Here is a 13221-nt window from a genome sequence, read left to right on the forward strand (position 1 = left end):
TCGGTCCCTATGACATGTTCTAGCGGGAACAGGCGGTCAACTGTCACAATAAGCGGCCATGCAGGCCCGGTCCGCCCTCTTTGATCTCTATGGCGACCATCTTCGCCCGCGCGGTGGGCGGGCCGCGGTCGCGGCTCTCGTGCGCCTGCTCGCTCCCCTCGGCATCGCCGCCCCCGCCGTCCGGACCGCGGTGTCGCGGATGGTCCGGCAGGGATGGCTGCACCCTCTACGGTTGCCGACCGGCCCCGGCTACGGCATCACCCCGAAGGCGGCACGCCGTCTGGACGCCGCCGGCGCGCGGATCTACCGCACGCAGCGCCCCGGGGCGCCCGCCAACGCCTGGACCGGCCGCTTCGATCTCATCACGCTCGAACCGCCCGCGCACCGCGGCGCGCGGGCGAGACTGGTGGCGAACCTGGGATTCCTCGGGTACGGCTCGCTCGACGGCTCCACCTGGATCGCCCCGCGCCCGGGTGAGGGCGTCGACACCCTGCTGACGGAGGCCGGCGTGCGCTATGACCGATTCGAGGCGGAGCATTCCGGCGGTACCGCTGGCGCGTTGCAAATGGTGGCGAGAGCCTGGGATCTGGAGGCGATCGCCGCGGCCTACGGGGAGTTCGTCGAGCGCCTCACGCCACTGGTCGCCGGCGTCGGGCCGGCGACGCCCGACGAGCGCGCCTATGCGGTGCGGTTCACGCTGGTGCACGCCTGGCGAGCGTTCCTCTTCCGCGACCCGCAGCTGCCGCCCGAACTGCTGCCCGAGCGCTGGGCCGGCACCGCGGCGGCCGCGTTCTTCGACCACCACGCCGCCCGGCTGCGCCCCGCCGCGGACCGGTTCGTCGACACGTGCCTGACCCTTTAGGTTTTGGAGTACCGATGGAGCTGCTCTTCGAACGCACCGAGTCCGGCGTGGCGATCCTGACGCTGAACCGGCCGGATGCCCTCAACTCGCTGACCACCGCGCTGAAGGTGGCCCTGCGGGACACCTTGCAAGAGATTCAGGACGATGATTCGGTACGCGCCGTGGTGCTCGCCGGCGCCGGGCGCGCCTTCTGCGGCGGCCAGGACCTGCGCGAGCACGTCGACCTGCTGGAGTCCGGCTCGAGCGCGCCGCTGTCGACCGTCGCCGAGCACTACAACCCGATCGCCACGCTGCTCGGCGGCATGCCCAAGCCCGTCGTCGCCGCCGTGCGCGGCATGGCCGCCGGCGCCGGGGCCTCGCTCGCCCTGCTCTGCGACTTCCGCATCGGCGGCCCGAAGACCGCGTTCCTGATGGCGTTCGCCAACGTGGGCCTGGCCGGCGACACCGGCATCTCGTGGGCGCTGCCGCGCATCGTCGGGCACGCCAAGGCCCTCGAACTGCTCCTGCTCGCCGAGCCGGTCCCCGCGCAGGCCGCCTTCGGGCTGGGCATGCTGACCCGGCTCACGGACGACGACGAGGACGTGCTGCCGAGCGCCCTCGAGCTCGCCGACCGCCTCGCCGCCGGCCCGACGGTCGCGTACGGCCAGATCAAGCGCGAGCTCGCGGCCGGCGGCTCCGGCTCGCTCGCCGCCGCGCTCGCCGTCGAGGCCGAGGCCCAGGCGACCTGTGGCCGCACCGCGGATCACCGCGACGCGACGGCCGCCTTCGTACAGAAGCAGCGCCCCGTCTTCAACGGAGCCTGAGCCCCGCTTAACACGTTTCGTACAAAAGGCCCATAGCCTGGGGTCCATGGCCGATCGTGAGAAGGTTGCGCATCTGCTGCGCCGGGCGACGTTCGGGCCCACGGCGGAGGAGGTCGACGCGGCCGAGTCCAAGGGCCCGGCGGCGACCCTCGATGCGCTGTTCGACCCGCCCGCGCCCGACGCCGGCGCGGGCCGGACCCCGCCGCCCAGGCTCGGCGTGGTCGTCAACGAGAGGAGCGACCGCGCCGAGCAGATCCGCACGGTCGGCGCCTGGTGGCTCGACCGCATGGTCCAGGCCGACCACCAGGTGCACGAGAAGCTGACGTTCTTCTGGCACGGCCACTGGGCCACCTCGGCCGACAAGGTCAAGTCCGGCCCGTTGATGCTCAACCAGCAGCAGACCCTGTACAAGACCGCCCTCGGCGACTTCGCCACGATGGTCCACACGATGCTGCGCGACCCGGCCCTGATCGTCTGGCTCGACGGCCAGAAGAACACCGTCAAGGCCCCCAACGAGAACCTCGGCCGCGAGCTCATGGAGCTGTTCACCCTCGGCGTCGGCAACTACACCGAGCAGGACGTGCGCGAGGGCGCCCGGGCGCTGACCGGCTGGACGGTCGACGCGAAGTCCGGCACGGCGACGTTCAACGCCAAGCGCCACGACGACAAGCCCAAGACCATCCTCGGCAGGACCGGAAACTTCGACGCCGACGGCTTCGCCGACATCCTGCTGGCCCAGCCCGTCAGCCCGGAGTTCATCGCGCGGAGGCTCTGGCTGCGGTACTGCAGCGACGCCCCCATCCCGCCGGCCGCCCTCGACCGCGCCAAGGCCCAGACCACGACGGCCGCCATGCTGCGCGAGCTGCTCACCGCCGACGGCCACGCCGAGCTCGTCAAGCAGCCCGTCGAGTGGCTCGTCGGCGCCCTCCGGCAGCTGCAGATCCGCCCCGGCGACCTCAACGACGCCCAGCGCAAGCAGCTCGCCGGCGGCCTGACCCAGCTCGGCCAGGTCCCGCTGCGCCCGCCGAGCGTCGGCGGCTGGCCCGCGGGCGCGGCCTGGCTGACCACGTCCGCGACCCAGGCCCGCATCAGGCTCGCCCAGGCCCTCGGCGCCCGCGCCCCGCAGCCGGTGATCGACCGCCTCACCGCCGTGCCGCCCGCCCAGCGCCCCGCGGCCCTGGCCCGCCTGCTGGTCGTCGACACATTCACCGACCGCACGCTGGCCGCGCTCACCCCCGCCGCGAACGACGCCCGCCGCCTGCTGACCCTGGGCCTGGCGAGCCCCGAGTACGCCGTCAACTGACCCTCAAGGAGGCGACATGGACGCCCTAACGCGCAGGAAGTTTCTGATCGCCAGCGGTGTGGTCGGCGGCGCGGCCCTGGCCGCGGGCGGAGCCTGGACGCTGTACGACGTCCTCGACACCGCCAAGTGGGACGACCGCCCCGGCGACGCCAAGACCCTCGTCCTCGTCACGCTCTACGGCGGCAACGACGGCCTGTCCAACGTCATCCCGTACGCCGACAAGGCCTACGCCCCCGCGCGCCACGACCTCGCGTACAAGCCCGAGGAGGTCCTCAAGCTCGACGACTCCCTCGGCCTCAACCCCGGCCTGGCCGGCTTCAAGCGCATGTTCGACGCGAAGAAGCTCGCCATCGTCCGCGGCGTCGGCTACCCGAAGCCCGACCACAGCCACTTCCGTTCCATGGACATCTGGCAGACCGCCCAGCCCGACCGCCCCGGCAACACCGGCTGGCTCGGCCGCTGGCTCGACGCCTTCGGCGGCGACCCCCGCCACGCCGTCTCCTTCGAGCCCGTCCTCCCGCCGCTGCTGGCCGGCGCCACCACCTCGGGCGCCGCCATTCCCGTCAGCGGCCTCACCCTCCCGAACGGCGTCAAGCCCGAGGTCCTGACCGCGTTCGGCAAGCCCTCCGACGGCGAACCGCCCCTGCAGGCCCGCGCCGCCCGCGCCTTCGCCGACCTGGTTGAGGTGGACGCCCTGATCCACAGCGTCGACGAGTCCGCCGCCGACGACTCCGGCTCCGCCTCCTCCGGCACCGCGACGGGCGGCCGCTCCGACCTGAAAACCCAGCTCGACCTCGTGGCCCGCTGCGTCGAGGCCGGCGTGGCGACCCGCGTCTTCTCGGTGTCGCTGGGCGGCTTCGACCTGCACGCCGAGGAGCGCAACTCGCAGGAGATCCTGCTCAAGCTCCTGGACCAGGCCCTCACGGCCTTCGCCGACCGCATGTCGAAGACGGAGGCCGGCCGCAAGGTGGTGGTCGCGGTCTATTCGGAGTTCGGCCGCCGGGTGGCCGCGAACGGCTCCGACGGCACGGACCACGGCACGGCCTCGAACATGTTCATCCTGGGCAGCCCGGTGAAGGGCGGCTTGTACGGCGAACAGCCCGCCCTGAGCGACCTCGACAACGGCGACCTGAAGTTCACGACCGACTTCCGCTCGGTGTACGCCACCCTCCTCCGCGACGTCCTCGACGCCGACCCCGAACAGATCCTCGGCTACAAGTCCCAGCTGGAGGGCATCCTGTAGCTCCGCGCCAGCGCCCGCGCACCTGCTCCGTCCCGCCGCGCACGGCCAGCCCCGACCCGGACTTCCATCGGCATCCCCGCGCGGTGCTCGGCCCGCGCGGTGCTCGGTCCGCGCGGTGCTCGGTCCGCGCGGTGCTCGGTCCGCGCGGTGCTCGGCCCGCGCGGTGCTCGGCCCGCGCGGTGCTCGGCCCGCGCGGTGCTCGGCCCGCGCGGTGCTCGGCCCGCGCGGTGCTCGGCCCGCGCGGTGCTCGGCCCGCGCGGTGCTCGGCCCGCGCGGTGCTCGGCCCGCGCGGTGCTCGGCCCGCGCGGTGCTCGGCCCGCGCGGCACTCGGCCCGCGCGGCGCCCGGCCCGCGCGGCACCCGACTGGCGCGGCGCTCGGCTCGCCTGACGACCTGGCCGGCGGCGGCCGGACGCCGGCGCGCGGCGATTGAGCCTCGCGCGCGTCGCGGCATTGGCCCGGCACGCGTGCCCGCTACCCGCCGATCCGGCCGGCGGCGGCCATCGGCGTGCGAGGTGGTGCGGGGTCGCTCGGTGTGCTGATCTTCGGCGATCTGACCTCCCAGACGATGTGAGCAATGACTCGCCTCGCGCACGCGCTGCGCCGTGTGGCCCGCATGTGCTGCGCCGTGCGGGCCGCATGTGCGTGCTGTGCGGCGGCCGGGCGGCGAACACGTGCTGTGCGGCGGCCGGGCGGCGAACACGTGCTGTGCGGCGGCCGGGCGGCGAACACGTGCTGTGCGGCGGCCGGGCGGCGAACACGTGCTGTGCGGCGGCCGGGCGGCGAACACGTGCTGTGCGGCGGCCGGGCGGCCCACACGTGCTGTGCGGCGACTTCGCCCCTCGGTGCGCTTCGCGACGACCGGGCCACCGGCGCGGTCGGCGACCGGCCTTGCCGAGCGACCGCATCCGCCGCGGGTGGGCGGATGCGGTCGCCGATCCGTTCGGCGTTAGCCGCCCACGGGCTGGGCGAGCAGTTCGCGGCTCATGAGTGCGGCGTCCGTCGCGGTGAGGCGCGCGTGCGATGCATCGTCCGACTCGAAGATCGGCACGCCCTCGGCGGAGGCCGCATCCTGTGCCTCGACCGCCGCGGAGTCGTCAGATTCGATCACCCCGGTCAGCAGCGCAAGAGCGGGCGCCGAGACGTCCGAGCCGACCGCCGCCGTCCGAACCGCAGGACCGGTCGTCGAAGCGCCGGTCGCGCCGATGAGCGCCGCGCCCGTGGCCAGCCCGCCGATCACCGCCGGCTGCGACGTGTGAAGACGTGCGGCGTCGTCGACGCCGAGAGCTGCGGGCTGCGGCGCGACAAGAGGTGCGGCGTCGTCGGCGCCGAGAGCTGCGGGCTGCGGCGCGAGAACGAGTGCACGGCCGTCTGCACTGGCCGCTGTCGGAGCAGGCGCTCCGTTGTCCGCGTCGACCGCCGTGGGACCAGGCGCTGTGTTGCCCGCGCTGGCCGGTGTAGGAGCGTCCGCGTCGACCGCCGTGGGACCAGGCGCTGTGTCGTCCGCGCTGGGCGCTGTAGGAGCGTTCGCGTCGGCCGCTGTGGGATCAGGCGCCGAGTCGGCCGGGCGAACAGGTGCCGAGTCGGCCGCGTCGGCTGGCGGTGGGGGCGATGCGGGGGAGGGCGCCGGCGCCGTGGCGAGTGCCAAGGCGTCGACCGCGGCCGGGCCCGGGTCCGTCGGGCTCCACGGTGCCGGCTGGCGGCCGCGGCCCGCGGCGCGTGGGCGGGTGCTGCCGCTCGGCGTGCGCGGGCGGCGTGCGGTCGCGGAGCGCTGGCGCAGCCGTTCGGCGCGCTCGCGGGCGCGGCGCTCCTGGTCCAGCCAGGCCAGTGCGGTCCGGCAGGAGTAGGCCCACCAACCCACCCACGGCCCGTACCGCTCGCGGAGCTCGGACGGGGCCGGCGGCGGGTCGCCGTAGACGGAGACGGCGATGTTGACGAACTGCTCCATCTCCAGCGGCACGGCGTCGGGCCGGCCGAGGGCGCGCAGGAGCAGCGCGTGGGCCGTGTAGTCGCCGACGCCGCGCACCGACAGCAGCGCCGCCCTCGCCTCCTCGTAGGGGCCGTGGCGCAGCAGCTCCTCGTCCAGCGCGGCCACACCGGCGAGGACGTCGGCCAGGGGGGCGGCCTTGCTCGCGACGCCCACGTAGGGCAGCAGCTGGGTCGGCGACAGCGTCGTCAGCAGCGGGAACTCCGGGAACGCGGTGTAGTCCACGCCCTCCACCCGGGCGGTCGGGCCCAGGTGGAGGGTCAGGCGGCGCTTGCGGAGCGTGGCGTACCACTCGGCGGAGTTCTGGACCAGGGCGAAGTACACCGCGGCCTCCGCCAGGCTCGAGAACCGCGGCTGGTGCAGGCCCGCGGTGAGGGCGAGCAGCGGGCGCACGTGCTCGTCGGCCTCGGCGATGCGCAGGAACTCCGCCCGCTCGTCGTCCAGGCCCAGCCAGGCGTTGACGCGCCGGCCGACGGCGTCGAGGTCGGCCTCGGCCAGGGGCGCCTCGCTGAACACGGTGAGCCGGACGCCGGGCGCGCCGTCGTCGCGCTCGGTGACCTGGGTCACGATCGCGGACTGCGGGTCGGCCGGGTGGGTGAAGGCGCGGCGGACCATGCCGTCGAACAGCCCGACGTCGCGCAGGCCGGGCCGGAAGCCGGCGAGGGCGCGCAGCGTGCAGCCGAGGTCATAAGGAGCGGTGGCCGGGAGGAGTGTCTGGGTGATGGTGCCGAGTTCGGTCATGGGTTGATGTTCGAACAGGGGTACGACAATTTTGGGCGAGGGTCACTGCGCGCGAGCGGCCAGTAGCAGTCCGTCGTCGAGGGGGAGCAGTGTGGGGATCCACGCCTCGCTGTCGCGGAGCGATTTGACCGCTTCACGGAGAAGTACCGTCTCAGCGTCCCTCATTGTGGGATCACTGACCCGGCCGCCGGCCAGCGCGTCCGCCAGGACGAGGGTGCCGCCGGGCCGCAGCAGGCGCTCGGCCGCGGTCACCACCGGGCCGTACTCGCTCGGGTCGTGGTCCACGAAGATCAGGTCGTATGCGCGGTCGGCCAGCCGCGGCAGCACGTCCAGCGCGCGGCCGGTGATGATCCGCGTGCGCGACGGCGGGTTGCCGGCGGCGGAGAAGACGCGGCGCGCGACGCGCTGGTGCTCGGCCTCGTAGTCGATGGTGGTCAGCACCCCGTCGCGGCGCATACCGCGCAGCAGCCACCCGCCGCTCACCCCGGTACCCGTGCCGACCTCGACGACCGCCTTGGCGTTGCTCACCGCGGCGATCACCCGCAGGGCCGCCCCGCAGCCCCGGCTGACCGCGTTGATGCCGAGCTCGAACGCCTGCTCACGGGCGGCCGTCAGCACCGGGTCCTCGGCGACGTACCCGTCGATGAAGTCAGCGGTCCGGGCGGAAGCGGAAATGATGTACCCCTCTGTATGTGAGTCGATGTCCGCAAGCCTAGGAGACCTCGCCCGCGCATGCTTCATGCCGGGTCGTGTAATGCTGGATGCGAAACGGACGGAGGAGCCGATCGTGACAGACGGTTCGGCCTGGCGTCAGCCGGGCCCCGGCGCGCCGGCCAGCGGAGGCTGGGAGGCGCGCCCGACGTGGCCCGCGCCCAACACGCCTCAGGCGGCCGGGCCGCAGCCTGCGCCCAACAGCTGGTGGTCCGACGCGCTCGCCGACCCTTGGCGCGACCCCGACGCACCCGTCGTGGTGGTCAAAAACCCACCGGACGAGGTCCCGGATCTGGAGAAACCGCCGCCACCGTCCGCCGGCCCTCGCGTGGGCATTGGTCTTGTACTCCTCGTGTCCATCGTCACCGCCCTGCTCGCCGGCGCCCTGGGCGGCACCCTCGGCTACGTTTTCGCCGTCGGCGGGGGCGGCGCCACGCTCGGCGCCGGCGGCCAGGTCGGCAACGCGCCGCTGAACAACCGCGCGCCCGACTCGATCGCCGCCCTGGTGAAGAAGGTCCTGCCGAGCGTCGTCACGATCAGCATGCGGGTCGGCAACGGCACTTCCCTCGGCTCCGGCTTCGTCGTCTCCTCCGACGGCCACGTCATCACCAACAACCACGTCGTCGAGGGCGGCAACGGCAGCGCCACCATCCGCTTCAGCGACGCCACCGTCGCCACCGCCAAGGTGGTCGGCAACGACGCGGAGTCCGACATTGCGGTACTGAAGATCGACACCAACGGCCTGCCCGACGGCAAGCTGGTGCCGGTCCAGTTCGGCAACTCCGACCAGGTACAGGTCGGCGACCCGGTCGTCGCCGTCGGCGCGCCGCTGGGTTTGACGAGCACCGTGACGTACGGCGTGGTCAGCTACCTCGACCGCCCCATCCGCACCAGCGAGGGCGGCGAGTCGCGGTACTACTCGGCCATCCAGACCGACGCCGCCGTGAACCAGGGCAACTCCGGCGGCCCGCTCTTCGACGCCGCCGGGCGCGTGATCGGCATCAACTCCGTGATCGGCACCCTGTCCGAGGACCAGGCCAGCGCCGGCAACGTCGGCCTCGCCTTCGCCATCCCGATCAACCACGCCCGCCGGATCGCCACGGACATCATCAACACCGGCAAGGCCCGCCGCACGGTGATGGGCGTGCAGGTGGACACGTCGTACCAGAACCCGCTCGGCGGCGCGCGCCTGTCCCAGGTCCAGGCCGGCGGTCCGGCCGAGGGCGGCGGGCTCAAGTCCGGCGACGTGGTCATGGCCGTCAACGGCAAGCCGATCGAGGAGTCGTGGGACCTGACCGCCCTCGTGCGCAAATACGCGCCCGGGGACACGGTCGAGATCCAATACCTCCGCGGTACCGCAAGAGCCAAGACGTCCGTAACCCTGGTCGCCGACGCGAAGTGACCTGACAGGCACTCCCGGAACCGGCTCGGGAATGCGTAGTCTGGCCGGTGAGAAGGTAAGGGGAGGGCCGGCACATGGGCTTGGACAACATCGGTGGCTGGGAGTTCGTCGTCATCATCCTGGTCGGGCTCTTCATCTTCGGCCCCGACCGCCTGCCCAAGGCGATCGCCGACGGCGTGAAGATGCTGCGCCAGCTCCGCCAGATGGCCCGCAACGCGACCGGCGACCTCAGCCGCGAGCTGGGCACGGACATCCAGCTCGAGGACCTGCACCCGAAGACCTTCCTGCGCAAGCACCTGCTGAGCGAGGAGGACGAGGCCGCGCTGCGCAAGCCGCTGCAGGGCATCTACGACGACGTACGCGGCGTGGCCGACCAGGTCAAGCGCGACGCCGAGTCGGCCGCGAAGTCGGTGACCGCCCCCGCCGCGAGCCCGGCTCCGGCCCCCGCCGCGTCTCAGCAGCCGGCCATCAAGGCTTCGTGGGACGACGTCACCTGATCGCCACTAAGGCTCAGAGAGCCCGCTAGGAGTCCCCCGGCCAGGCGCCCGGCTCTGTCGCACCATGCGCCGCGGTGACGCACCGCCCGATTTAAGCGTCGCCGGGCGGAATTTCGGGTATCCGCCGGAATTGCGACCGCCGCAGCGCGCAATGTCAGATGCGTGCGCGCCGCGGGTCGAGATGCGTAGAAGCGGTCAGCGGCCTGCCGGCTTCAGGCCCAGCGGCTTGCCGACCAGGCTCTCGCGCCGCAGCGCGAGCTTGTCCGCCACCGAGACGAGCGCGGCCGCCGCCGGGGCGTCCGGGGTGGCCAGGACCAGGGGCAGGCCCGAGTCGCCGGCCTCGCGGAGGCGGGTGTCGAGCGGGATCTGGCCCAGCAGCGGTACCTTCGCGCCGACCATGCGGGTCAGCGAGTCGGCCACCGTCTGGCCGCCGCCGGCGCCGAAGACCTCCAGGCGGTTGCCGTCCGGGAGCTCGAGCCAGGACATGTTCTCCACGACGCCCACGATGCGCTGGTGGGTCTGCAGGGCGATCGAACCCGCCCGCTCCGCCACCTCGGCCGCGGCGGCCTGCGGGGTGGTCACGACCAGGATCTCGGCCGACGGCAGGAGCTGCGCGAGGGAGATGGCCACGTCGCCGGTGCCGGGCGGGAGGTCGAGGAGCAGGACGTCGAGGTCGCCCCAGTACACGTCCGCGAGGAACTGCTGCAGCGCGCGGTGGAGCATCGGGCCGCGCCAGACGACCGCGGTGTTACCCGGGGTGAACATGCCGATCGAGATGACCTTCACGCCGTGGGCGGAGGGCGGCATGATCATGGACTCGACCTGGGTGGGGCGGCCGTCGGCGCCCAGCATGCGGGGGACCGAGTGGCCGTAGATGTCGGCGTCGACGACGCCCACGGACAGGCCGCGGGCGGCCAGGGCGGCCGCCAGGTTGACCGTGACGCTCGACTTGCCGACGCCGCCCTTGCCGCTGGCCACGGCGTAGACGCGGGTGCGCGAGCCGGGCTGGGAGAACGGAATGATCGGCTCCTGCACGTCGCCGCGCAGGCTGGTCTGCAGGTTCTTGCGCTGCTCAGCGGTCATGACGCCGAAGTCGATCTCGACCGTGCTCACACCCGTGACGGCGCCGACGGCGCGCGTGATGTCGGTGCGGAGCTTGTCCTTCAGCGGGCAGCCGGCCACCGTGAGCAGGATGCCGATCATGGCGACCCCGTCCGGGCGCAGGGTGACGTCGCGGACCATCCCGAGCTCGGTGATGGGTCGGCGGATCTCGGGGTCGTCGACGGTCGCGAGCGCGGCGTTGATCGCGTCCTCGACGGTGGTGGCCGGGGCTGACATGTGTGCAATGCTACTGCGAGTCAAGTCCCCGCCCGCGCGCTAGCGAACGCGCGAGGAGCGCGTCACAATTACGGGGTGCCGCCGCGCGCCTCGCCCCTTGAGGCGCGCGGCGCAACCTTTCCGGCCCAACGCTTCGCCCGTTGAGGCTCTTTCCGGCCGCGCCTCCGCCTCGCCCTTGAGGCGCGGCGACGTTTCCGGCCGGCGCAGCGCGGCGCGGGCCTGCTTCCGCGTTTCGTGTGAGCCAGGCGAGCGTTGTACGGGACAAATAGGACTTAAATCACCAGGCTTAACGAGCTACCTGATGCCCGACTTATCGCCTGTCAGGGTATAAATCCGAAAAGTCGTGGCGCGCCAGCGCCCGACTTTTCGCAGCGCCGACGACTACGGGCCGACGGTGGACGCACGGAGATCACGGCTCAGCGGCGGCGGCGCGGCGGCTCGTCCGTGTCCAACGAATCATCCGACTCGTCCGGCGCCAGCGGATCCGACAGCGTGCCGAGCGCCTTGCGGACCTTCTTGCGCTCCGCCTTCGCCCGTCGGTCGGCCGCCTCGTCCAGCTCCTCCGCCACCCGCGCCAGCTCCGAACGCAGGAAGTCGCGGGTCGCCACCTCGCCGAGCGCGATGCGCAGGGCGGCGATCTCCCGCGCGAGGTACTCGGTGTCCGCCTTCTGCGCCGCCGCCCGCCGCCGGTCCTCCTCGGAGGCCAGCCGGTCCCGGTCGGCCTGGCGGTTCTGGGCGAGCAGGATGAGTGGCGCCGCGTACGACGCCTGCAGCGACAGGACCAGCGTGAGGAACGTGAAGGTGTACGGGTCGAACTGCCAGCTCTTCGGTGTGAGCGTGTTCCAGGCGATCCAGAAGAGGATCACGATCGTCATGTAGACGAGGAACTTCGCCGTGCCCATGAAGCGCGCGATGCCCTCCGACCACTGGCCGAAGGCCTCCGGGTCGAACCTCGGCAGCGTAATGCGGCTGTCCCGCGGCTGGTCGAGACCCCGCCGCCGCTCAGCCACGGCCACTGCCGTGTCCGGGAGCGGGGGCATCGGAGGGGACCGCGACGGTCAGCGGCTCGGCGTGATCGCGGTCACGCCAGTCCTCGGGCAGCAGGTGGTCGAGCACGTCGTCGACGGTGACGGCGCCGACCAGCTTGTCGTTGTCGTCGACCACGGGCATCACCACCAGGTTGTAGGTCGCCATGCGGCGAGTGATCTCGGCGAGCGTGGTGTCGGGCGCCAGGGGGTCGATGCCGTTGTCGACGACCCCGCCGAGCAGCGCCGACGGCGGCTCGCGAAGGAGCCGCTGAAAGTGGATCACACCAAGGTAGCGGCCGGTGGGGGTGGCCATCGGCGGGCGGGTGACGAAGACCCCGGCGGCGACGGCGGGGGACAGCTGCGGCTCGCGGATGCGGGCGAGCGCCTCGGCGACCGTGGCGTCGGGCGCCATGACGATCGGCTCGGAGGTCATGACGGAGCCGGCGGTCCCCGCGGCGTACTCCAGCAGGGCCCGCACCGGCGAAGCCTCGTCCGGCTCCATGAGGTCCAGCAGGACCTCCTGCTCGGGCTTGGGCATCTCGGCGAGCAGGTCGGCGGCGTCGTCCGGGTCCATCTCCTCGAGCACGTCGGCGGCGCGCTGCGGCTCCAGCGCGGTGATGATCTCCAGCTGGTCGTGCTCCGGCAGTTCCTCGAGCACGTCGGCCAGCCGCTCGTCGTCCAGCGCGGAGGCGACCTCGACGCGCCGGGACTCCGACAGGTCCTGCAGCACGTTGGCGAGGTCGGCCGGGCGCATGTTGTCCAGCACGGCCAGCAGGCCGGCGGTGCCCTGCGTCTGCGGCTCGCCGGTCAGGCCCGACACCTCGCCCCACTCGAGCTGGTTGAGGTGCCCGCGGCGGGTGAGCCGGCCGGTGAACTCGCGCACCGCGACCCGCGACAGCGCCCACTCACCGGTACGGTCGGCATCCATGGCCACGTCGACAACGGCACCGGTTCGCCCGGTCGCCACCACCGTCACGTGCCGATCCATGAAGTCCTCGAGCACCAGCAGCTCGCCCGGGCGCTTCTCGAAGCGGCGCAGGTTGAGCGTGCCGGTGTTGAGCACCACGGCGTCGGGTTCGATCGCGGTGATGCGCCCGATCGGCAGGAAGATCCGCCGGCGCATCGGCATCTCGGCGACCAGCCCGACGACGCGCGGCGGCTGGTTGCCGGTGCGGGGCCGGGCAACGGCGTCGCGCACCCGGCCGACCTGGTCGCCGTTCGGATCGAACACGCTCAGGCCCGCGAGGCGCGCGATGTAGACCCGCGGCGCAGTGCTCACGAGGCTCAAGCCTACTTAAGGAATCCACC

Annotated in this window: 11 protein-coding genes; 6 read left to right on the forward strand and 5 right to left on the reverse strand. The window is 72.8% G+C overall.

Translation table 11 applies throughout. The features are described 5' to 3' along the window. Positions 1-58: 58 nt before the first annotated feature. The 4 genes from ACQEVU_RS54640 to ACQEVU_RS54655 are packed head-to-tail and all read left to right on the forward strand — an operon-like array spanning position 59 to position 4211. Positions 59-862: a PaaX family transcriptional regulator gene (locus ACQEVU_RS54640; protein WP_433339023.1), complete on the forward strand. Its 804-nt coding sequence runs from the start codon at positions 59-61 to the stop codon at positions 860-862. A 14-nt stretch (positions 863-876) separates the two neighbouring features. Beyond that, the gene (locus ACQEVU_RS54645) at positions 877-1665 is read left to right on the forward strand and encodes an enoyl-CoA hydratase-related protein (RefSeq protein ID WP_433339025.1); all 789 of its coding nucleotides are present in this window, start codon (positions 877-879) and stop codon (positions 1663-1665) included. A gap of 46 nt (positions 1666-1711) precedes the next feature. Continuing rightward, positions 1712-2968 carry a DUF1800 domain-containing protein gene (locus tag ACQEVU_RS54650; protein ID WP_433339027.1) on the forward strand — a complete coding sequence of 419 codons (1257 nt, stop codon included), beginning with the start codon at positions 1712-1714 and terminating at the stop codon, positions 2966-2968. Positions 2969-2984: 16 nt separating this feature from the next. Next, complete coding sequence (locus ACQEVU_RS54655) at positions 2985-4211, forward strand: DUF1501 domain-containing protein (protein ID WP_433339029.1); 1227 nt, start codon at positions 2985-2987, stop codon at positions 4209-4211. Positions 4212-5158: 947 nt separating this feature from the next. Here ACQEVU_RS54655 and ACQEVU_RS54660 read toward each other — a convergent pair. Further along, positions 5159-6937, reverse strand: coding sequence for a hypothetical protein (locus ACQEVU_RS54660; RefSeq protein ID WP_433339031.1), 1779 nt, complete (start codon positions 6935-6937; stop codon positions 5159-5161). Positions 6938-6979: 42 nt separating this feature from the next. Further along, positions 6980-7678: an O-methyltransferase gene (locus tag ACQEVU_RS54665; RefSeq protein WP_433339033.1), complete on the reverse strand. Its 699-nt coding sequence runs from the start codon at positions 7676-7678 to the stop codon at positions 6980-6982. Between the two features lie 46 nt (positions 7679-7724). Here ACQEVU_RS54665 and ACQEVU_RS54670 point away from each other — a divergent pair, with 46 nt between their 5' ends. Continuing rightward, positions 7725-9050, forward strand: coding sequence for a S1C family serine protease (locus ACQEVU_RS54670; protein ID WP_433339035.1), 1326 nt, complete (start codon positions 7725-7727; stop codon positions 9048-9050). Between the two features lie 74 nt (positions 9051-9124). After that, positions 9125-9547, forward strand: coding sequence for a Sec-independent protein translocase subunit TatB (locus tag ACQEVU_RS54675; protein WP_433339037.1), 423 nt, complete (start codon positions 9125-9127; stop codon positions 9545-9547). A 195-nt stretch (positions 9548-9742) separates the two neighbouring features. Here the strand turns inward: ACQEVU_RS54675 and ACQEVU_RS54680 are convergent, their stop codons facing one another. From ACQEVU_RS54680 to ACQEVU_RS54690, 3 genes are all read right to left on the reverse strand, one after another. Further along, on the reverse strand, positions 9743-10885 hold the full coding sequence (locus tag ACQEVU_RS54680) for a P-loop NTPase (RefSeq protein WP_433339039.1): 1143 nt from the start codon (positions 10883-10885) through the stop codon (positions 9743-9745). 416 nt (positions 10886-11301) lie between these two features. Next, entirely contained in the window at positions 11302-11895 is a 594-nt protein-coding gene (locus ACQEVU_RS54685) for a DUF1003 domain-containing protein (RefSeq protein ID WP_433339041.1), read from the reverse strand. After that, complete coding sequence (locus ACQEVU_RS54690) at positions 11888-13192, reverse strand: magnesium transporter MgtE N-terminal domain-containing protein (RefSeq protein ID WP_433339043.1); 1305 nt, start codon at positions 13190-13192, stop codon at positions 11888-11890. Before ACQEVU_RS54690 ends, ACQEVU_RS54685 begins: the two co-directional genes overlap by 8 nt. Between the last annotated feature and the right edge of the window lie 29 nt (positions 13193-13221).

The sequence above is a fragment of the Dactylosporangium sp. CA-139066 genome (assembly GCF_050936175.1).
GTDB lineage: Bacteria > Actinomycetota > Actinomycetes > Mycobacteriales > Micromonosporaceae > Dactylosporangium.

Excerpts from the sequence above, each read along its gene's own strand:
- ACQEVU_RS54650 (WP_433339027.1), top strand. The coding sequence starts at position 1,712 with ATGGCCGATCGTGAGAAGGTTGCGCATCTGCTGCGCCGGGCGACGTTC.
- ACQEVU_RS54655 (WP_433339029.1), top strand. The coding sequence starts at position 2,985 with ATGGACGCCCTAACGCGCAGGAAGTTTCTGATCGCCAGCGGTGTGGTC.
- ACQEVU_RS54675 (WP_433339037.1), top strand. The coding sequence starts at position 9,125 with ATGGGCTTGGACAACATCGGTGGCTGGGAGTTCGTCGTCATCATCCTG.
- ACQEVU_RS54665 (WP_433339033.1), bottom strand. The coding sequence starts at position 7,678 with ATGAAGCATGCGCGGGCGAGGTCTCCTAGGCTTGCGGACATCGACTCA.
- ACQEVU_RS54660 (WP_433339031.1), bottom strand. The coding sequence starts at position 6,937 with ATGACCGAACTCGGCACCATCACCCAGACACTCCTCCCGGCCACCGCT.
- ACQEVU_RS54645 (WP_433339025.1), top strand. The coding sequence starts at position 877 with ATGGAGCTGCTCTTCGAACGCACCGAGTCCGGCGTGGCGATCCTGACG.
- ACQEVU_RS54680 (WP_433339039.1), bottom strand. The coding sequence starts at position 10,885 with ATGTCAGCCCCGGCCACCACCGTCGAGGACGCGATCAACGCCGCGCTC.
- ACQEVU_RS54640 (WP_433339023.1), top strand. The coding sequence starts at position 59 with ATGCAGGCCCGGTCCGCCCTCTTTGATCTCTATGGCGACCATCTTCGC.